The sequence below is a fragment of the Pseudomonas sp. CFBP 13719 genome, assembly GCF_014842095.1.
GTDB lineage: Bacteria > Pseudomonadota > Gammaproteobacteria > Pseudomonadales > Pseudomonadaceae > Aquipseudomonas.
Window position 1 is genome coordinate 98,430 of record NZ_JACYVB010000008.1, and the last position, 20,287, is coordinate 118,716.

At 64.5% G+C, this 20,287-nt stretch carries 13 protein-coding genes; 8 read left to right on the forward strand and 5 right to left on the reverse strand.

Annotation, left to right across the window (positions count from 1 at the left end):
* Nucleotides 1–11 precede the first annotated feature (11 nt).
* Nucleotides 12–4,304, reverse strand: coding sequence for an NEL-type E3 ubiquitin ligase domain-containing protein (locus tag IFT57_RS21735; RefSeq protein ID WP_192152636.1), 4,293 nt, complete (start codon nucleotides 4,302–4,304; stop codon nucleotides 12–14).
* A gap of 175 nt (nucleotides 4,305–4,479) precedes the next feature.
* Between IFT57_RS21735 and mnmC the strand changes: the two genes are divergently transcribed.
* The 6 genes from mnmC (at nucleotide 4,480) to pdeM (ending at nucleotide 13,965) form a co-directional block, all read left to right on the forward strand.
* Entirely contained in the window at nucleotides 4,480–6,453 is a 1,974-nt protein-coding gene (gene mnmC / locus IFT57_RS21740) for a bifunctional tRNA (5-methylaminomethyl-2-thiouridine)(34)-methyltransferase MnmD/FAD-dependent 5-carboxymethylaminomethyl-2-thiouridine(34) oxidoreductase MnmC (RefSeq protein WP_192152637.1), read from the forward strand.
* A 90-nt stretch (nucleotides 6,454–6,543) separates the two neighbouring features.
* Nucleotides 6,544–7,212: an ABC transporter ATP-binding protein gene (locus tag IFT57_RS21745; RefSeq protein WP_122713961.1), complete on the forward strand. Its 669-nt coding sequence runs from the start codon at nucleotides 6,544–6,546 to the stop codon at nucleotides 7,210–7,212.
* Nucleotide 7,213: 1 nt separating this feature from the next.
* Nucleotides 7,214–9,685, forward strand: a complete 2,472-nt coding sequence (locus IFT57_RS21750) for an FtsX-like permease family protein (RefSeq protein ID WP_192152638.1) — start codon at nucleotides 7,214–7,216, stop codon at nucleotides 9,683–9,685.
* Entirely contained in the window at nucleotides 9,675–10,754 is a 1,080-nt protein-coding gene (locus tag IFT57_RS21755) for a lipocalin-like domain-containing protein (RefSeq protein ID WP_342030371.1), read from the forward strand. The genes IFT57_RS21750 and IFT57_RS21755 overlap by 11 nt, the downstream gene beginning before the upstream one ends.
* Before the next feature lie 86 nt (nucleotides 10,755–10,840).
* Nucleotides 10,841–13,312 (forward strand): ligase-associated DNA damage response DEXH box helicase, encoded by a 2,472-nt coding sequence (locus IFT57_RS21760; RefSeq protein WP_192152639.1) that lies wholly within the window; start codon nucleotides 10,841–10,843, stop codon nucleotides 13,310–13,312.
* Complete coding sequence (gene pdeM / locus IFT57_RS21765) at nucleotides 13,309–13,965, forward strand: ligase-associated DNA damage response endonuclease PdeM (protein ID WP_192152640.1); 657 nt, start codon at nucleotides 13,309–13,311, stop codon at nucleotides 13,963–13,965. Before IFT57_RS21760 ends, pdeM begins: the two co-directional genes overlap by 4 nt.
* Nucleotides 13,966–13,969: 4 nt before the next feature.
* Here the strand turns inward: pdeM and IFT57_RS21770 are convergent, their stop codons facing one another.
* A complete protein-coding gene (locus IFT57_RS21770) occupies nucleotides 13,970–14,173 on the reverse strand; it encodes a hypothetical protein (protein WP_122795046.1) in 204 nt (67 codons plus the stop codon).
* 113 nt (nucleotides 14,174–14,286) lie between these two features.
* Entirely contained in the window at nucleotides 14,287–14,853 is a 567-nt protein-coding gene (gene dcd, locus IFT57_RS21775) for a dCTP deaminase (protein WP_122795047.1), read from the reverse strand.
* Between the two features lie 324 nt (nucleotides 14,854–15,177).
* Here dcd and IFT57_RS21780 point away from each other — a divergent pair, with 324 nt between their 5' ends.
* Nucleotides 15,178–15,387 carry a cold-shock protein gene (locus IFT57_RS21780; RefSeq protein WP_049862192.1) on the forward strand — a complete coding sequence of 70 codons (210 nt, stop codon included), beginning with the start codon at nucleotides 15,178–15,180 and terminating at the stop codon, nucleotides 15,385–15,387.
* Nucleotides 15,388–15,516: 129 nt separating this feature from the next.
* Here the strand turns inward: IFT57_RS21780 and apbC are convergent, their stop codons facing one another.
* Complete coding sequence (apbC, locus tag IFT57_RS21785) at nucleotides 15,517–16,611, reverse strand: iron-sulfur cluster carrier protein ApbC (RefSeq protein ID WP_192152641.1); 1,095 nt, start codon at nucleotides 16,609–16,611, stop codon at nucleotides 15,517–15,519.
* A 201-nt stretch (nucleotides 16,612–16,812) separates the two neighbouring features.
* On the opposite strand from apbC, the gene rapA reads away from it, so the two are divergent.
* Nucleotides 16,813–19,659 carry an RNA polymerase-associated protein RapA gene (gene rapA / locus IFT57_RS21790; protein WP_192152642.1) on the forward strand — a complete coding sequence of 949 codons (2,847 nt, stop codon included), beginning with the start codon at nucleotides 16,813–16,815 and terminating at the stop codon, nucleotides 19,657–19,659.
* A 176-nt stretch (nucleotides 19,660–19,835) separates the two neighbouring features.
* Here rapA and IFT57_RS21795 read toward each other — a convergent pair whose 3' ends face one another.
* A complete protein-coding gene (locus tag IFT57_RS21795) occupies nucleotides 19,836–20,141 on the reverse strand; it encodes a DUF2288 domain-containing protein (RefSeq protein ID WP_192152643.1) in 306 nt (101 codons plus the stop codon).
* Nucleotides 20,142–20,287 lie beyond the last annotated feature (146 nt).

Below are 20,287 nucleotides of genomic sequence, written 5' to 3' on the forward strand. Positions count from 1 at the left end.
TTCCTCTTCGGTTAGCGTGTTCGAGCCCGGGCAGGCTCGGTGGGGCTGTACGTATCGCTATTGAAGCCGACCCGCTCGAGCTCGGTTAGTTCGCCCAGTACGGTGCTCTCCGCGTCCTGACGGCGGCGCGCGATGTCGTTGGCCTGGCGCAGATAGTCACCGCTGCTGCCCGGCTCCTGACGCTCATCGAGCACACTCAGTTCCTCGGCGAACGGGGCCAGACGCCGCTCCAGTGTGCTGGCATGCTGTTCGCGCAGGTAGTCGGTCCAGAAGGGCTGACGCACCATGAACGCAATGAACTGCGACTCGGTCTCGGCTTGCAGCACCTCGGCCTGCGCGGCGTCGTAGATATCCACACCGATGCCTGCCGTGGCCGCATACGCCATGCTCTGCGGCTGGCCAGGCAAGGCCAGGCGACGGGCCAGGTAGGTCCGCAAGGCCATGCGTACTTCTGCCTCGTCGACGCCCACCCCACGCCCGCGGCGCTCGGTGATGATACGCCGGGCGATGGCCTCCAGCCGATCCAGGCGGAACAATCCGCGGGCCAACTCGTACAGGCGCTGGCCACGCTGGCTCCAGGTAGCACCCTGCAGGGCATGATGCTGCAGCACCTGGACCTCCATATCGCTGAACATGAGCCGCTCTCCGTCCACGCAGGTGTCCAGCCCCTGGGCCATGGCATACAGGCGTTGACGCAATTGGCGATGCGCCGACGCCCCGGCAACGACGTTCCACACACGTTGGGTCAGCTCGGCCGCATTGCCGACGAAATCGGGCGTACGGCGCAGGTTGTCGATCAGGTCGATGAAGGCCACAGAGTCTTCTTCGTCGATCAGACCTTGCCAAAGCTGTGCGCGATGGCGACGCTCGACTTCAGTGGCACCCTGCAGCCATACATCGACCGAGGGCCGCCCTACCCGCGTCGGACGAATGTCATTGGTGCGGTGGGAGAAAAACTGAAAGCGCCGCCGTGGTCGAGCGCTCGCAAGCCGCCTGCGGCTGGCGTCATCCAGCCGGTTTCTGTCCATGAACACATCGATAGGCTGGCCTTGGCTCATTTCATCGAACACCGATTCGGGAATGTAACGCAGCCGGGTGTTGTAGAGGTTCAAGGTACGCAGCGACGGCAGACGCGAGGCCCACAGCGGCCAATGAGGCAATGCCAGGCCTGCCAGATTGAGCTGCTGCAGCCGGTCGAAACCGCTGGAAGTCGCGATTGGCCCAAGGTTATTGCCGCTCACGCTCAGCACACCGAGGTTGGGCAACCGCCCCAATCGATCGATCAGTGCCTGGTCAAGGGTGAGGTCGCACAGGGTCAGGTCCAGCTCGGTCAGTTGGGTCAATCGGTCGACGGCCTCAGGCAACTGGCCCAGCCTACACTCGCGCAGGGTCAGGCTGCGCAGGTGTGGAAAAATGGCGAGCAGGCGGTTCAGCGCTGTGGCATCCACCGTGCTGCCGGTCAGGTTCAGGTGGGTGACGAAGCTCAGGTCGGCGTTCAGCGCTGGAAAATCGAGCAACGGCGAATAGGTCAGATTGAGGTAATAATTGTAGCCTTGGGCCGTACGCTCGGCGGGCAGCTGGCGGCGCCAGGCGATGTCCAGGCGCGCAGTGACGTCGGCGCGGTAGTAAACCAGGTCGCCGCTGCTGGCGTTGTACCGCGCGGGCAGGTTGGCCGGGGCCGGTCGATGCGACCAGGCTTCCAGTTGAGCGTGCATCTGCTCACGCTCGTAGGTGAGGTTGTCCAACCCCTGCATGATGCCGGCGCGGCTCATGCCAGTCTGCTCATAGAGCCCCAACAACTCGCGGGCGCTTCGTTCGCTGGTACCTGGGTAGATACGGCGAATGCGCGCCACCAACACCCGACGCGACAAGGCAACCTGACCGCGACCGCTCATGGGGTAACCTACCCGCCCGTAGCCGTCGCGCATCGGCGCCCTGAAGCTGTCCGGCGCATGCGCCTGTCCCAGCCAGCGAGCGCAGGCGTCGCGGTGAGCGAAAGCATAGTCACGCACCGTATCGGCCGGCGCGTCATCGCCCAGCACCTGCTTGATGGCCTCCTCCACTTCGACACTGTCCAGCGACTGGGCGCTGTCGAAACACAGCCCTTCGAAAGCGCGATTCAAGCGCTGAGCCTGCTGGTAGCCACGGGCACGCTCGCTCAGCTTCAGAGTAATGCGCCGATTGGTCAGCATTTGCGCTTGCTCGCCGGGCGCAACACCCAGCAGTACCTCCTCGGCGGCGGCGATGCTCAGGGCCGGAAAATCCCGGCAAACGAGCTGGACTGCCGGCCCGCTGCCAAAATGCGTGGCGCTGTAGAGCTGGTCGAAACGCACCTGCGCGGCGTCGCCCACAAGACCGGCGCGTTGTACCTGACGATGCAGGGCAAAGCGTTGCAACGCATCGGTCAACAACGCAGTGGGCTGGTCGGCCTGGGCGTAGACTTCGTCCAGCGCAGTCGGCGGCAAGCCGGTGCTGGCCAGCGCCTGATGAATATCCTGCGGGTCCATGCCCGACAGCCGCCAACCCAGACGATCGCGCAGTGGCGCGGCGGCAGCCTGGGGTTGCTGCTCGGCGGCCAGTCGCCAGCCACTGCCGGATTCTTCGATCAACGGCTGATAGGCATCTGCTTCAAGCGGATGAACGATGCGCCACTGCTGATGGCGATCATCGAAGCGAAGGTCGTGCACGCGTTCGTCGATGACCACACTGTGACGTGCGTCATCATGATAGAGACGGTCGGTGTCGGGCAGCAGATCGGCAGGCAAGGGCTTGGCGGCGTAATCGTTCAGGTTCGGGTGCCATAGCTGGTGGCGGCCATCGGCGAGGGTCACCGGCAGCAGTTCTGCCAGTTGGGTGTCGGCGGCCACTGCAGGCACTCTGGGCGCGATCCAGCCACTGCCGGCGTGCACCGCACCGGCGAACGCCGCCATGGTCGCCAGGTTCTCGGCCACGCTCATGGCGTGACCGAAGGCGGCATGGTCGTCACCCTGGCGCCAGTCGTCGACACCACTGAACACTTCCTGCAGCAGCTGGGCGGCGGCACACGTCAGCATGGCTGCGCCAAGCGCCGGGATCACGAACCCGGCGATATTGAGCAAGGCCGTGCCAGCGTCCAGATATCGCCGGCGCTCACGCTCCAGCGCAATCGCGTCTTCGTCGACGGTCGGCACCGCCAGCACTCGGGCATCCTGATAGATCCTGAGCAAGCGATCGTTGTGCTGCAGCTCGAACAGATCCCCGACCACCTGGAGTTTTTCCAGGTGCAAGCGCTGCAGCCAACCACCGGCCGGATTGTCGAGCCGCTGCTGCAGGCGCTGGGTGAACGACGCGGCAAACTTTTCGCCCACCAGCGAGCAGAAATACCGCTGGAAATCGGCCTGCTGGAGTTTTTCTCCCAAGCGTTCGGCGAAGGCCTGGAACGACGGGTATTGCTTGATCGGGTGATCGGGCTCGCCCGGCATCAGTACCAGGCAACGACCGTCGACGGTCGATTCGATCAGTTGCACGCCACACAACGCCACGGCAGCGAAATCGGCGCTGCCCAGCAGACGCAACCAGTGATAGCGCACTGTCTTGCCCGCCCAGGTCGGGGTGGACGCTTCGGCAATCTGCAGCAGCATGCGGTAGCCATCTTGCTCGATATCGCCGCGCATACGGGCAATGTGGGCCAGCACCGCGAAGTGCGCTCGGTCATTGCGTTTGAACAGCGCCGCCACCTGTTCGGCCTTGTGCTCGGGCTTGAATACGCTGTCCAGATGATTCTGGTAGCGCCGGCCCAGATCCAGGCTGCGGCACATCGAGGCGAATCGCTTCGGATCGAGGGTGATCGCCGGCTTGTCACTGCGGGCACGAAAATCGATGTCCTTGTCGGCAGTGACGTATTCGACACCGCCCACGGGCAGCACCATAGAGCCCGGCGGAAATGGCAGGTTCGCCTCGAAGTTCTGCATTGCGGCCACCAACAGGTTCTGTTCGATGGCCAGGCGATGGCTGAAACCCATACCCACGTTGTGCATCGCGCGCACCAGCGAATAACGGCGCGGATCGATGTCGAGTTGAAACTGCTCGCGCAGTGCTTCGCGCACCACGTCAGCGCAGTACTCGGTGACGTCGCGCAACTCGGCCAGCACTGGAGCAAGGGCCAGCTTGGCGGCGTGACTCTCGTTCTGGCTGGCGCTCAGTGCCTGGCGCATCGCCGGGCTGGCCTGGGTCAGCCAGGCGGGCAGCTGCTGCGCGACGATGCGCGCATGGCGGCTGTCCCGGGCGTTGTCGGCCTGGCTCATGGGAGGGTAGATCGTGTGCATGGTCGGCTCCTTGCCGAAAGGGGAACATGCACAGTAGCCAGTGCGGCGCGTGTCGGGACGCGTATTAATCACCACCTGGCAAAGGCAATGAGCTGCGCTGCGGTGAGGGCGTCCTGGCGCGCGCGAAGCATGGCCTGCGCGCTACAATGCGGCCTTGCCCATTGCCGACGTCGTCATGAAAACCCCGAGCCTCCTCGCCCAGCTTGACTGGACCGACACCGGTCACCCTCGTTCGCGCGCCTTTGGCGACGTGTATTTCGCCGCCGACGGCCTGGCCGAAACCCGCCACGTGTTCATCGAGCAGAACCGCTTGGCAGAACGCTTCGCCGCCCTCGCCGACGACGGTCGCCTGGTGATCGGGGAAACCGGCTTCGGCACCGGGCTGAGCTTTCTCTGCGCCTGGCAGTGCTTCACCGCTTCGGCCGCACCGGGGGCACGCCTGCACTTCGTCAGCGTGGAAAAGTACCCGCTGAGCGCTGCGGACCTGACCCGTGCCCTGGCACTGTGGCCAGAGCTGTTTGCCTATAGCGAAGCGCTGCTGAAGCAGTATGTGGCCGTGCATGAGGGCTTCCAGCGCCTGGTGTTCGACGGCGGCCGGGTCACTCTGACGCTGCTGATAGGTGATGCGCTGGAGCAGCTCCCGACCCTCGACGGCCAGGTCGATGCGTGGTTTCTGGATGGCTTCGCCCCGGCCTGCAATCCTGATATGTGGACACCCGAGCTGTTCACCGAACTGGCGCGGCTGGCAGCGCCGGGGGCTACATTGGCGACCTTCACCAGTACCGGCTGGGTGCGGCGCGGCTTGGCGGCCGTCGGATTCAAGATGAAACGAGTGCCGGGCATCGGCAACAAATGGCATGTGTCACGAGGGGTGTTCGTGGGCGACGCCTCAGTGGCAACACCCGTCGCCAAGCCCTGGTTCGCCCGCCCCGAGCCGCTCACAGGCGAACGTCACGCGCTGGTCATCGGCGCAGGTCTGGCGGGGTGCGCCACGGCGGCCAGCCTGGCAGCACGCGGTTGGCGCGTGTCCCTGCTCGAGCGTCATGCCGAAGTGGCCCAGGAAGCCTCGGGCAATCCCCAGGGCGTGCTGTACCTGAAACTGTCGGCCCACGGCACGGCCCTTTCGCAATTGATCCTGGCCGGCTTCGGCCATACTCGTCGCCTGCTCGAACAACTGCAGCGCGGCCATGACTGGGACGCCTGCGGTGTTCTGCAACTGGCCTTCGACGACAAGGAAGCACAGCGCCAACAGCAACTGGCCGCTGCATTCCCGCCCGAACTGCTGCACTGCCTGGATCGTCCTCGGGCCGAAACGCGGGCGGGCGTCGAATTGACCGGCGGCGGACTGTTCTACCCCGAAGGTGGCTGGGTCCACCCACCGGCGCTGTGCGAACATCTGGCGCGCCACCCACGCATCACCCTGCTGCGCCATCATCACGTGGCAGCACTGCGCTACCTCGACGGCCAATGGCACGCCTTCGACGACCAAACCCCCTTGGCCAGCGCTCCGGTCGCCGTGCTGGCCTGCGCCGCGCAAGTCAACGCCTTCGCCCAGACCTGCGCCCTGCCACTCAAGCGCATCCGCGGGCAAATCACTCGCCTGTCGGAAACACCGCACAGTGCGGCGCTGTCGACGGTGGTCTGCGCCGAGGGCTACATCGCCCCCGCCCGTTCGGGCGAACACACGCTGGGCGCCAGCTTCGATTTCCACAGCGATGACCTGACACCCAGCCAGGCCGACAACCTCGACAACCTCGCCCTGCTCGAGGCGATTTCCCCTGACCTTGCCGTGCGTCTGGGCGCCGCGCTGCTGCCCGCCGAACGGTTGCAGGGCCGGGCCGGATTCCGCTGCACCAGTCCGGACTATCTGCCGATCATCGGGCCGGTTGCCGACGCTCAAGCATTCGCCGAACGCTTTGCGATCCTGGCCAAGGATGCCCGCCAGGTGCCTGAACAGCCTTGCCCCTGGCTGCCGGGGCTGTACGTCAACAGCGGTCATGGCTCGCGCGGGCTGATCACCGCCCCGCTGTCGGGTGAACTGATTGCCGCCTGGCTGGACAACGAACCGCTGCCGCTACCTCAGGAAGTGGCCTGGGCCTGCCATCCGAATCGCTTCGCGCTGCGGCGTCTGATACGCAACAAAGCTTGAACCTGCCCATGGGCGCGGACTCACAGTCACAGCCCCTCATCGCTGCCAAGGCTTGAGAGCCGCGGCATCACCGTCACGAAGAGCCTGCCCATGCTGGATATCCAAGGTCTGCACAAGACCTACGCCACACCGCAAGGCCCGCTGCCGGTGCTGCAGGGCATCGACCTGCAACTGGAGCGTGGCGCCAGTCTGGCCCTGATGGGTGAATCGGGCAGCGGCAAAAGTACCCTGCTGCACCTGGTGGCCGGCCTGGATGTGGCCGACAGCGGTCGGATCGAAGCTGCCGGGCAAGTACTCACGCACATGAGCGAACGGGAACTGGCACGCTGGCGGCGCTGCGACATCGGCCTGATCTTCCAGCAGTTCAACCTGATCAGCAGCCTCAGCGTGGGCGATAATCTGGCCTTCCAGGCCCGTCTGGCCGGCCGCCTGGACCCCGTCTGGCAGCGCGAACTGGCCGAACGCCTGGGCTTGTCGGCACTCCTTCAGCGGTACCCGGAGCAACTGTCCGGCGGGCAACAACAGCGCGTGGCCCTGGGCCGTGCATTGGCCTCGCGTCCGCCGCTGTTGCTGGCCGACGAACCTACCGGCAACCTCGACGAAGCCACCAGCGAGCAAGCGCTGGACTTGATGCTGGAGCTGTTGCAGACCACCGGCAGCACGTTGCTGATGGTCACCCACAGCCCGCTGGTGGCGGCCCGCCTGGAGCGACGCGTGGTGCTGCAGGCCGGTCGCATCGTCACCGGGACGGATCGCTGACGTGGCAGTGCTGTACTGGACCCTGCGCAGCCTGCTCAGCCATTGGCGCCGGCATCCGGTACAGGGCGTGGCGCTGATCACCGGCCTGTGGCTGGCCACCGCGTTGTTCACCGGCGTACTCGCCCTGAACAGCCAGGCACGACAGAGCTATGCCCTGGCCAGCCAGATGGTCGGTGGCCAGGCCCAGGCGAGCATCGTCGCCCGTGACGGCGCCGACCTTGAGCAATCGACCTTCATCGCACTGCGCCTGCAGGGCTGGCCAGTCTCGCCGGTGCTCGAGGGCCGGATCGCCCTCCCCTCGCACCCGCAGCTGCGCCTGCAAGTGATGGGTATCGAGCCGTTGACCCTGCCAGCCGGCAGCCCCGTGGCCGGCGAGGTGCCCAGCAGCGATGACTTGAGCGCGTTCATCGGCGCGCCCGGGCGCACCTGGGTAGCGCCGCAGACCTTGCGTGAGCTTGGCGTGGAGGAAGGTGCGCGGTTGCTCGCCGGCACTGGCGCGACGCTGCCGCCATTGCAGGTCCGGGCACAGATGGCACCGGGCGTCCTGCTGATGGATATCGGCGCGGCCCAATTGGTGCTGCAGACGCCTGAGCGACTGACCCGTCTGCTGCTGCCACGAACGTTCGAAGGGGCCTTGCCCGACGCATACACCGATCGCCTGCAGATCAACCGCAGCGCTGCCGACGGCGACCTCGCGCGCCTGACCGACAGCTTTCACCTGAACCTGACCGCGCTGGGGCTGCTGGCGTTCGTGGTCGGCCTGTTCATCGTCCACGCCGCCATCGGCCTGGCACTGGAGCAGCGTCGTGCCCTGCTGCGCACCTTGCGTGCCTGCGGGGTGAGCGCCGCCCTGCTGGTGCTGGCCCTGGCCGTGGAGCTGGGCCTGCTGGCGCTGCTCGGCGGGCTGGCCGGCATCGTCAGCGGCTACTGGCTGGCGAGTCTGCTGCTGCCCGACGTTGCGGCCAGCTTGCGCGGCCTGTATGGCGCGGAAGTCGCCGGACAGCTGAACCTGAGCCCGGCCTGGTGGCTGGGCGGTCTGGCATTGAGCCTGGGCGGCGTGTTGCTGGCCGGCGCCGACAGTTTATGGCGTGCCGCACGCCTGCCGCTGCTGGCGTTGTCCGGCGGCGAAGCCTGGCATCAGGCCCATCGCCAATGGCTACGTCGGCAAGGCATGGTGGCAGCCTGCGCAGCTGTGCTGGCCGTGCTGTTGGCGGTATGGGGCAACGGCCTGGCCACCGGCTTTGCGCTGATGGGCAGCCTGCTGCTGGCAGCAGCGTTGGCCTTGCCGGTGCTGCTCAGCAGTGTCCTCGCCCTGCTCGCCCGGCGCCGCTGGGGCGTGCTGGGCCAGTGGTTCCTGGCCGACTGCCGCCAGCAATTGCCCGGGCTGAGCCTGGCCCTCATGGCGTTGCTGCTGGCACTGGCTGCCAACATCGGCGCTGCAAGCATGACCGAAGGGTTCCGACAGACCTTCAGTGGCTGGCTGGAACAGCGCTTGAGCGCCGAGTTGTACCTGCGGCCACAGCACGCCGAACAAGCCCAGGCGCTGCAACAATGGCTGCAACGGCAGAATGAGATCGAACAGGTGCTGCCCGGCTGGGAAATGCAGATTCGTCAACAAGGCTGGCCAACCGAACTGGCCGCCGTGATCGACGCGCCGCTGTACCGCGAGCATTGGCCGTTGCTCGAACAGGCCGCCGGCAACCCATGGGACACCCTGTTTTCCACTGACAGCCTGATGCTCAGCGAGCAACTGGCGCGTCGCCTGGGCGTAGGCATCGGGGCGCGCCTTGCATTGCCCGCCGCCCAGGGGCGCTGGACCCCGACCGTGGTGGGCATCTATGCCGACTACGGCAACCCCAAGGGCCATATTCTGGTCAGCGCCGCGCAGTTCCAGCAACACTGGCCCGGCACCCCACCCGCCCGCTTTGCCCTGCGCATGGCCGAGGCCGACACCGCTGCCCTGAAAAGCCGAGTGCAGCAAGCGTTTGGCCTGGACGACAGCCATGTGGTGGAACAACGGCAACTCAAGCGCTGGGCCTCGCAGGTTTTCGAACGCACGTTCAGCGCCACGGCCGCCCTCAATGCACTGACTCTGGGGGTGGCCGGCGTGGCCCTGTTCATCGGCCTGCTGACCCAGAGCCAGAGTCGCCTGGGTCAGCTGGCGCCGCTGTGGGCAATGGGCGTGCAACGTCGCCAACTGATCCTGCTGAGTGTGGCGCAGACCTTGATCCTGGCTCTGCTGACCCTGATGCTGGCGGTCCCTTTGGGGATTCTGCTGGCGTGGTGCCTGGTGGCGGTGATCAACGTGCAGGCCTTCGGCTGGCGCCTGCCCTTGCAGGTGTTTCCGTTGCAGATCCTGCAGTTGTGCGGCCTGGCGCTGATCGCGGCGATGCTGGCGTCGGCCTGGCCCATGCTGCGCCTGCAACGCAGCCAACCCACCGACCTGCTGCGAGTGATGGCCAGTGAGCGCTAAGCTGATCCGGATACTGCTGCTGGCCTTGCTGCTGGCAGCCAGCGGCTGCGAGCCGACCCCGCCCCCTGCCGGTTTTGCCGGGCTCGGCGGCCAGGCCGGTGACTTCGCCCAGGTCACCCCCGGCAAGCTCTTCGAGTTTCCCGCCGACCATGGCGCCCACCCCGACTTCCGCATCGAGTGGTGGTACCTGACCGCCAACCTCGAAGACGATCAAGGGCAACGCTTCGGCGTGCAGTGGACCCTGTTCCGCAGCGCGCTGGCACCGGGCAGCACAGAACCGGGCTGGGGTAATCGCAACCTGTGGATCGGCCACGCCGGACTCACCTCTGCGACAGACCACCACAGCGCCCAGACCCTGGCCCGCGGCGGCATCGGCCAGGCCGGTGTGACCGTTGTGCCGTTCAATGCCTGGATCGATAACTGGCACCTGCGCAGCCAACCGGGCGCCGAACACCCCCTCGCAGCAATGGACGTGCAGGCCCGCGGCGAACATTTTGCCTACCAGTTGGCACTGACCAGCGAGCGCCCTCTGGTGCTGCAGGGGGAGCAAGGCTATAGCCGCAAGTCCGACGCGGGACAAGCCTCGTATTATTACAGCCAGCCGTTCTTCACCGCTGCCGGCCAGCTGCAGATCGACGGCAAGCGCTATCAAGTCAAGGGCCGCGCGTGGCTTGACCGGGAATGGAGCAGCCAGCCGCTGGCAGCCGACCAGTCCGGTTGGGACTGGTTTTCGCTGCACCTGGACGACGGCCAGCAGTTGATGGTGTTTCGCTTGCGTGGCGCGGGCGGGCAAGACTTTCTCAGCGGCAACTGGATCGACGCCCAAGGGCGCAGTACACCGCTGGCCCCAGGCAGCATCACCTTGCGCCCGTTGCAGGACACCACCGTGGCCGGTCGGCAGGTACCCACCCGCTGGGCCATCGACATCCCCAGCCATGGCCTGCATGTGCAAACAACCGCGTTGAACCCCAAAGCATGGATGGCGGTGGGCACGCCCTACTGGGAAGGCCCGGTGACCCTGACCGGCAGCCACGGCGGCGAAGGCTATCTGGAAATGACCGGATACTGATACACGCATGCGTCTTTGTACAAATATCAAACCAACTTGCGTGGTCGCGGTCCTTTTAGAAATACCTCAGGACGCTCCGTCACGGCATGCCGACCCCCAGCGCTTTTGCCAAACACTGGTTCGCCAGCCGTCAATGGAAGCCCTTCCCTTTCCAGAAGGATGTCTGGGCCGCGGTCAAACGGGGTGAGTCAGGCATGCTTCACGCCAGCACCGGTGCCGGCAAGACCTACGCCGTCTGGTTCGCCGCCCTGCAACGTTTTGCCAAGGCCGGGCCCGTCATCCCCAAGGGCAAGCGCAAACCGGTCATGGCGCCGCTCACGGTCTTGTGGATCACGCCCATGCGCGCGCTGGCCGCCGATACCCTGCGCGCCCTGCAAGTACCGGTGGATGAGTTGCAGATCGGCTGGAGCCTGGGCTTGCGCACCGGCGACACCAGCAGCAGTGATCGCGCCAAGCAAACCCGGCGTCTGCCCTCGGCGCTGGTCACCACGCCGGAAAGCCTGACGCTGCTGCTGGCCCGCGACAAGGCTTGCGAAGAGTTGAGCAGCGTCGCCATGGTCGTCGTCGATGAGTGGCACGAACTCATCGGCAACAAACGCGGCGTGCAGTTGCAGCTGGCATTGGCGCGGCTGCGGCAGTGGAATCCGCAGCTGATCGTTTGGGGCATCTCCGCCACTCTCGGCAACCAGGCGCATGCACAGCAAGTACTTCTGCCCGACCAGCCCAGCGTCAGCGTGCAGGGAGCGCAGGCCAAGACGATCGAGGTCGACACGCTATTGCCCGCCGCCATCGAACGGTTTCCGTGGGGTGGCCACATGGGCCTGCGCATGCTCGACCAGGTGGTCGCGGAAATCGAAAGCAGTAACAGCTGCCTGATATTCACCAATACCCGTGCGCAGTCGGAAATCTGGTTCCAGGCCATCCTCGATGCGCGCCCGGACTGGGCGGGTATCATCGCCCTGCATCACAGCTCGCTGTCGCGGGAAGTGCGCGAGTGGGTCGAACGCGCCCTCAAGCAAGGCCAGCTCAAGGCGGTAGTGTGTACTTCGAGCCTGGACCTGGGAGTCGACTTCCTGCCGGTGGAACGGGTGCTGCAAATCGGCTCGGCGAAGGGCATCGCGCGCTTGATGCAGCGTGCCGGCCGCTCCGGCCATGCACCGGGCCGGGCATCGCGGGTCACCTTGGTGCCGACCCACAGCATGGAACTGGTCGAAGCGGCAGCGGCCCACGATGCCGTCGCGCAGCGACGCATCGAGCCGCGCGAATCACCCGACAAGCCGTTGGACGTGCTGGTCCAGCATCTGGTGAGCATGGCGCTGGGCGGCGGCTTCCAGCCCGACTCATTGCTGGCCGAAGTGCGCACCACCTGGGCTTACCGCAACCTGACCGAAGATGAATGGCAGTGGGCCCTGGCGTTCGTGCGCTACGGTGGCCACTCCCTGACCGCCTACCCCGATTACCGTCGAGTCGAGCCTGACGAGCATGGCCTGTGGCGCGTCCCCGACGCACGCCTGGCGCGTCGTCATCGCATGGGCATCGGCACCATCGTCAGCGATGCCAGCCTGCAGTTGAAATACTGGAGCAAGGGCGGTGGCGGCCGTTCGCTGGGCAGTGTCGAAGAGGGTTTCATCGCCCGTCTCAAGCCGGGCGACGGCTTTCTGTTCGCCGGGCGTCAGCTGGAACTGGTGCGGGTCGAGGACATGACCGCCTACGTCAAGCGCAGCACCGCCAAGAAAGCCGCCGTGCCGCGCTGGAATGGCGGGCGCATGCCACTGTCCGGCGAGCTGGCCGACGCCCTGGTGGCGAAGCTGGGCGCCGCCGCCCGCGGTGAGTACGACAGCCCCGAGATGCGCGCCGTACGCCCGCTTCTGGAAGTACAGCAACAGTGGTCGGCGCTGCCCAGCGAAACCACCTTACTGGCGGAAACGCTGAAGTCGCGCGAAGGCTGGCACCTGTTCATCTACCCCTTCGGCGGTCGTCAGGTGCACTTGGGACTGGGTAGCCTGCTGGCCTGGCGCCTTGCTCAGCGCCAGCCCCTGACCTTTTCCATCGCGGTCAACGACTATGGTCTCGAATTGCTCAGCGCCACCGAAGTGGACTGGGCGACCCAACTGGACCCTGCACTGCTCAGCGCGCATAACCTGTTGAGCGATGTACTGGCCAGCCTTAACGCTGGCGAACTGGCCCTGCGGCGCTTTCGCGAGATCGCGCGGATCTCCGGGCTGGTATTCGGCGGCTACCCCGGCTCGCAAAAAAGCACCCGTCAGGTTCAGGCCTCCAGCGGTCTGTTCTTTCAGGTCTTCAAACAATACGACGCCGGCAACCTGCTGCTGACCCAGGCGCAGGAAGAAGTCTTGAAACAGGAACTCGAAGTGCAACGCCTGGAGCATGTACTGCAACAGATCGCCAGCCGCCGTCTGGATATGCACGCCGTCAAACGTCCGACGCCGCTGGGCTTCCCGCTGCTGGTCGAGCGTTTCCGTGAAAGCCTGAGTTCGGAGAAGCTTGCCGACCGTATACGCCGCATGGTCGGCGACCTGGAGAAAGCCGCAGGATGAGTGAGTATTGCAACGTAGAATTGGCAGGCGCCGAGCTTTGGCTGCTGGCGGAGAAAGCGGTCTACTGGCCCGAGCACAAGGCGCTGTTGATTGCCGATGCGCACTTCGGCAAGGCGGCAGCCTACCGCAAGCTGGGCCAGCCGGTACCCCGCGGCACCACGGCAAGCAACCTTCAGGTGATTGATCGGATCCTGGAGAAGTATCCCACCGAACACCTGATATTCCTTGGCGACTTTCTCCACGCACCCGGATCGCATTCGGCTGGAACGCTGGATGCCTTGACCGACTGGCGTGCGGGCGTCGCAGATTTGCGCATCACACTTATCCGTGGCAACCACGACAAGCGAGCGGGCGACCCGCCTGCGGAACTGCGTTTCGAAGTGGTCACCGAGCCCCTGGAAATGGGCCCGTTTTCGCTCCAGCACGAACCTGATCCGCATCAACGCCTGCATGTGCTTGCCGGGCACATTCATCCGGTCTATCGGCTGCATGGGCGCGGGCGTCAGAGCTTGCGCCTGCCTTGTTACCTATTGCGAGGCGAGGTCAGCCTGCTCCCGGCGTTCGGCGCCTTCACGGGGGGATACAATATGGACAGCGACGCCGACCAGCGTGTGTACGTGGTCGGCGACGGCGGCGTCTGGCGGGTCGCGTAAGCGATCAGACCACAGGCGAGGGCGGTGGCTCGTCCGGGATGGTCGGACTGCCCGGCTCTGTGGGCTGTGGGGTATCGGGATCGGGTTGGCCAGGCACGCCGCCGGCCATGTGGCCGTAGGAATCGGCCAGAAGCGACCAGGCGAGTAGGCCAATCTGGTTGGGCTGCAGCTGAGCCAGTTGAGCACTGATAGTCGGGTCGATTTTCATAGACACTCCTGAGCAATGGCCCGGAATACGGTGGGTAAACCGGGCAAGTCACTCATATGGAGTGGTAAAATGATAACTAGTTCGCCTTGATCGCCTTCACCTGTCTGCCGGGATCAGGTGCGTGGCAGGGTCACGCCGCGCTGGCCCTGATATTTTCCGCCACGGTCCTTGTAGGACACCTCACATTCTTCGTCGGACTCCAGGAACAGCATCTGCGCCACCCCTTCATTCGCGTAGATCTTGGCCGGCAGCGTGGTGGTGTTGGAGAATTCCAGAGTCACATGCCCTTCCCATTCGGGCTCAAGCGGCGTGACGTTGACGATGATGCCGCAGCGCGCGTAGGTGCTTTTGCCCAGGCAAATGGTCAACACGTTGCGTGGAATGCGGAAGTACTCGACCGTGCGCGCCAGGGCAAAGGAGTTGGGTGGAATGATGCAGACGTCGCTCTTGATGTCGACGAAGCTTTTCTCGTCGAAGTTCTTCGGGTCGACGGTGGCCGAATTGATGTTGGTGAACACCTTGAATTCATCGGCGCAGCGCACGTCGTAGCCGTAGCTGGACACCCCGTAGGAAATCACCCGATCCGCGCCCTCGCCGCGCACCTGGCGTTCGACGTAGGGTTCGATCATGCCGTGCTCTTGCGCCATGCGGCGAATCCACTTGTCCGATTTGATGCTCATGGCGGGTGTCCTGAATAGCGAGGTGAATAAAGTTCGAAGGGCATCTTACCGGGCCTCGCGCCGCGGTTCAAAGACTGCCTCGCCCATGGCTCGGCGAACCTGCCGCCTGGCGGCGCATCGCCGCCGAGCACTATTTGCAAGAAACCCTGCAAAGACCATTGGCACGTTCCTGAAAAAGGGTTAAGGTGGCGCCACTGTGTTGCTTGTGTCACTGAGAATCTCTACCCGATGTCCAACATCTTCATGAATTTTCCTGCTCTTTGCACTCAGTCTCGGCCAGGGCTTTTCCCGAACCGCAGTTAACTTTGTTCAAGGAGATACACCATGTCCAATCGCCAAACCGGTACCGTTAAGTGGTTCAACGATGAAAAAGGCTTCGGCTTCATCACTCCACAATCCGGTGACGACCTGTTCGTACACTTCAAAGCCATCCAGGCTGACGGCTTCAAAAGCCTGAAAGAAGGCCAGCAGGTCTCTTTCATCGCTACCCGCGGTCAGAAAGGCATGCAAGCTGAAGAAGTTCAAGTCGTATAACTTGAGCTGAACAGCTTCTGAAGAACCCCGCCCTCACCGGCGGGGTTTTTTTATGCCTGCCGTTTGACCTTTTCAGGTGCAGGTAATGGGCGGGCGCCATGCGCACCGCCTCTCGCTTTCCCAGACCGCTCAGTCGTCGCTGATGGTAATGCTGGGCATCGCCTGCGCACTGGCTTCCTGCAACACGATCCGCGCACCGACATGCCGCGCCAGCTCCTGGTAGACCATGGCAATCTGGCTCTCTGGCTCGGCCGCCGCCGTTGGCTTGCCACCATCGGCCTGTTCGCGGATCAGCATCGACAACGGCAGCGACGCCAGCAGCTCCACGCCATACTGCAATGCCAGCTTCTCGCCGCCGCCTTCACCGAAAAGATGCTCGGCGTGACCGCAGTTGGAGCAGATGTGCACGGCCATGTTCTCGACCACACCGAGCACGGGAATGTGCACCTTGCGGAACATCTCGACACCCTTGCGGGCGTCCAGCAACGCAAGGTCCTGAGGCGTGGTCACGATCACCGCACCCGCCACCGGTACCTTCTGGGCCAGGGTCAGCTGGATGTCGCCAGTGCCAGGCGGCATGTCGATGACCAGGTAATCGAGGTCGTCCCAGGCAGTCTGGGTGACCAGCTGCAAAAGTGCGCCGGAGACCATCGGACCACGCCACACCATCGGAGTGTTGTCATCGGTGAGGAAGGCCATCGACATCACTTGCACACCATGCGCCTGGATAGGCACGAACCATTTCTGATCCTTGACCTTGGGTCGGGTGCCTTCGGCGATGCCGAACATCACGCCTTGGCTGGGGCCATAGATGTCGGCATCGAGAATACCCACCCGGGCGCCTTCACGGGCCAGGGCCAGGGCCAGGTTGGCGGCAGTGGTGGACTTGCCGACTCCACCCTTGCCCGATGCCACGGCCACTACATTCTTGACGTTGGCCAGGCCGGGAATCTGCGCCTGAGCCTTGTGCGCCTGCACCACACAGTCGATCTGCACATGGGCGCGATCGACCCCTTCTATGTTTTCGATGGCCGTCTGCAGTACCTGGGCCCAGCCATTCTTGAACAGGCCGGCGGCGTACCCCAGTTGCAAGCGTACCTGCACCTGCGCGCCATCGATATCGATGGCTTGCACGCATCCGGCGCTGACCGGATCCTGGTTCATGTAGGGGTCGGTGTACTGGCGAAGGACGGCTTCCACCGCTGCACGATTCACGGTGCTCATGGCTACTCCCGATCAAAGACTGAGCAAAACAGGCGGCTATCCTAACGCGTCTGCCCGGACACCGGCAGATTGGATTTGCGCGCCCGCCAGGGCCGGTCTGAGGCTTCGGCGCGCCGCGCCCAGATTATTCAGCATACCTTTGGCCCTGCGCCCCCCAATCCGTTAGAATCAGCGCCTTTTCAAAAGCGGGAGACAGGCAGCATGGCGCAGCAGTATCAACCGGGGCAACGCTGGATCAGCGACAGCGAAGCGGAACTCGGCCTGGGCACCGTCCTGGCCCAGGACGGTCGCTTGCTCACCGTGCTCTACCCGGCCACCGGCGAAACCCGCCAGTACGCATTGCGCAATGCTCCGTTGACGCGCGTGCGCTTTTCTCCAGGCGATGTGATCACTCACTTCGAAGGTTGGAAACTGACCGTGCGCGAGGTCGACGATGCCGACGGCCTGCTGGTCTATCACGGCCTCAATGCACAGAACGAGCAACGCACGCTGCCTGAAACCCAGCTGTCCAACTTCATCCAGTTCCGTTTGGCCAGCGACCGCCTGTTCGCCGGCCAGATCGACCCGCTGCCGTGGTTTTCGCTGCGCTACAACACCCTGGAACACACCAGCAAGCAGTTGCAGTCCTCGCTGTGGGGCCTGGGCGGCGTGCGCGCGCAACCCATCGCGCACCAGCTGCACATCGCCCGCGAGGTCGCCGACCGCATCGCACCGCGCGTATTGCTGGCCGACGAAGTAGGCCTGGGCAAGACCATCGAAGCCGGCCTGGTGATTCATCGCCAACTGCTCTCGGGGCGAGCCAGCCGCGTGCTGATCCTGGTCCCGGAAAACCTGCAGCACCAGTGGCTGGTGGAAATGCGTCGGCGCTTCAACCTGCAGATGGCCCTGTTCGATGCCGAGCGCTTCATCGAAAGCGATGCCAGCAACCCCTTCGAGGACGCGCAACTGGCGCTGGTCTCGCTGGAATGGCTGACCGAAGATGAAAAGGCCCAGGATGCGTTGTTCGCCGCCGGCTGGGACCTGCTGGTGGTCGACGAGGCCCATCACCTGGTGTGGCACGAGGAGAAGGCCAGCCCGCAGTACTCGCTGGTCGAGCAACTGGCCGAAGTCATCCCCGGCGTTCTGCTGCTCACCGCTACCCCGGAGCAACTGGGCCAGGACAGCCACTTCGCACGCCTGCGCCTGCTCGATCCGAACCGCTTCCACGACCTGGCGGCCTTCCGCGCCGAAAGCGAAAACTATCGCCCGGTTGCCGAAGCCGTGCAGGAACTGCTCGACAAGGGCAGCTTGTCGAGCACCGCGCAACAGACTATCCACGGATTGCTCGGCACGCAGGGCGACGCGCTGGTCGCCGCAGTCAATGCAGGTGACGAAGAAGCCGGCCCACGCCTGATCCGCGAATTGCTCGATCGTCACGGCACCGGTCGCGTGCTGTTCCGCAACACCCGCGCCGCCGTGCAGGGCTTCCCCGAACGCAAGCTGCACCCCTACCCGCTGCCGTGTCCGGACGCCTACCTGGAGCTGCCGCTGGGCGAACACGCCGAGCTGTACCCGGAAGTCGGCTTCCAGGCCCACGCCGAGGACAGTGACGCCGAGCGCTGGTGGCGCTTCGACCCGCGGGTGGAATGGCTGATCGACACGCTCAAAATGCTCAAGCGCACCAAGGTGCTGGTCATCTGCGCCCACGCCGAAACCGCAATGGACCTGGAAGACGCCTTGCGCGTGCGCTCCGGCACGCTCGCCACGGTGTTCCACGAAGGCATGAGCATCCTGGAGCGAGACCGCGCAGCGGCCTATTTCGCCGATGAAGAATTCGGCGCGCAGGTACTGATCTGTTCGGAGATCGGCAGTGAGGGGCGCAACTTCCAGTTCGCTCACCATCTGGTGCTGTTCGACCTGCCCGCCCACCCCGACCTGCTCGAGCAGCGCATCGGCCGTCTCGATCGAATCGGGCAGAAGCACATCATCGAGCTACATGTACCGTACCTGGAAAACAGCCCGCAGGAGCGTCTGTTCCAGTGGTACCACAACGCGCTCAACGCCTTTCTCAACACCTGCCCTACCGGTAACGCGTTGCAGCACCAGTTCGGTCCGCGCCTGCTGCCGATGCTGGAAAACGCCGACGACGGCGAGTGGCAAGCGCTGATCGATGAGGCACGCAGCCGCCGCGAGTCACTGGAAAGCGAGCTGCATACCGGGCGTGACCGGCTGCTGGAGCTCAACTCCGGCGGCGACGGCGAAGGTCAGGCCCTGGTGGCTGCCATCGAAGAGCAGGACGATCAATTCGCCCTGCCGATCTACATGGAAACCCTCTTCGACGCCTTCGGCATCGACAGCGAAGACCATTCCGACAATGCGCTGATCCTGCGCCCCAGCGAAAAGATGCTCGATGCCAGCTTTCCGCTCGGCGACGACGAAGGCGTGACCATCACCTACGACCGCGAGCAGGCCTTGTCGCGCGAGGACATGCAGTTCATTACCTGGGAGCATCCCATGGTGCAGGGCGGCATGGATCTGGTCCTGGCGGGCTCGATGGGCAACACCGCCGTGGCGCTGATCAAGAACAAGGCGCTCAAGCCGGGCACCGTGCTGCTGGAGCTGCTCTACGTCAGCGAAGTGGTGGCGCCGCGTTCGCTGCAGCTGGGGCGTTACCTGCCGCCCGCCGCGCTGCGCTGCCTGCTCGACACCAACGGCAACGACCTGGCCTCGAGGGTGTCGTTCGAAACCCTCAACGACCAGCTCGAAAGCGTCCCCAAGGCCAGCGCCAACAAGTTCATCCAGGCTCAGCGCGATGTGCTTGCACCGCGCATCACCGCCGGCGAAAGCAAGATCGCGCCACGGCATGCCGAACGCGTTGCACAGGCACAACATCGCCTGGCGGCCGAAACGGAAGAAGAGTTGGCACGCTTGACGGCGCTGCAGGCGGTCAACCCGACCGTGCGCGACAGCGAACTGGTTGCTCTGCGCAAACAGCGTGAAGACGGTCTGGCCATGCTCGACAAGGCCGCACTGCGCCTGGAAGCCATTCGGGTACTGGTAGCCGGCTGACGGTTGCCTTCCCGCGCGTGCCAACGCTGCGCGGGAAGGCGTTACGGATTGACCCTGACTGTTACTGACCGTGTCGCCGACGCAAGCTCGAACACCGGTCTTTATCCTCGAAAGCCATCGGTGCCTGGGCGCCATTGCGCCTCACTGATCGATCTTGCACCACTGCAGTGCGCAAATCAGCTCGATGCCCGTTCCTGGATCACTACCCACGGCGACACCACCACTGCCCACAGCGTCGGATCGCGTTCGCACAAATCTAAGGCCCGCGGCGCAGACAGCTTCTCGACCTTTCCCTCGGCCAGCCATCGGGCTACCTCGGCGTGAGCGTCTTCGGCCAGTGCCTGCCCTACCGTGATCAAATCCAGCGCAGGATCGACCCACAACAGGGCACCCTTGGCGAAGAAGGGTTGCAACGACTGCCATTCGATAATCGCGGTCTCGCCAAGCAATTTGGCATAGAGGGTGCTAGCTTTTTCAGTCATGGGTTTCACCGTCAGGAAAAAATCGGCGCCATGATACCGGTCCGAGTTGCCTGGAAAAACCTGGTTGCAATATAAAGGGCAGCGTTTCGCCCCGGCAAACCGGCATTTCTCGTCTGGCCCGACACCGGCATGTACTTGAATCTATA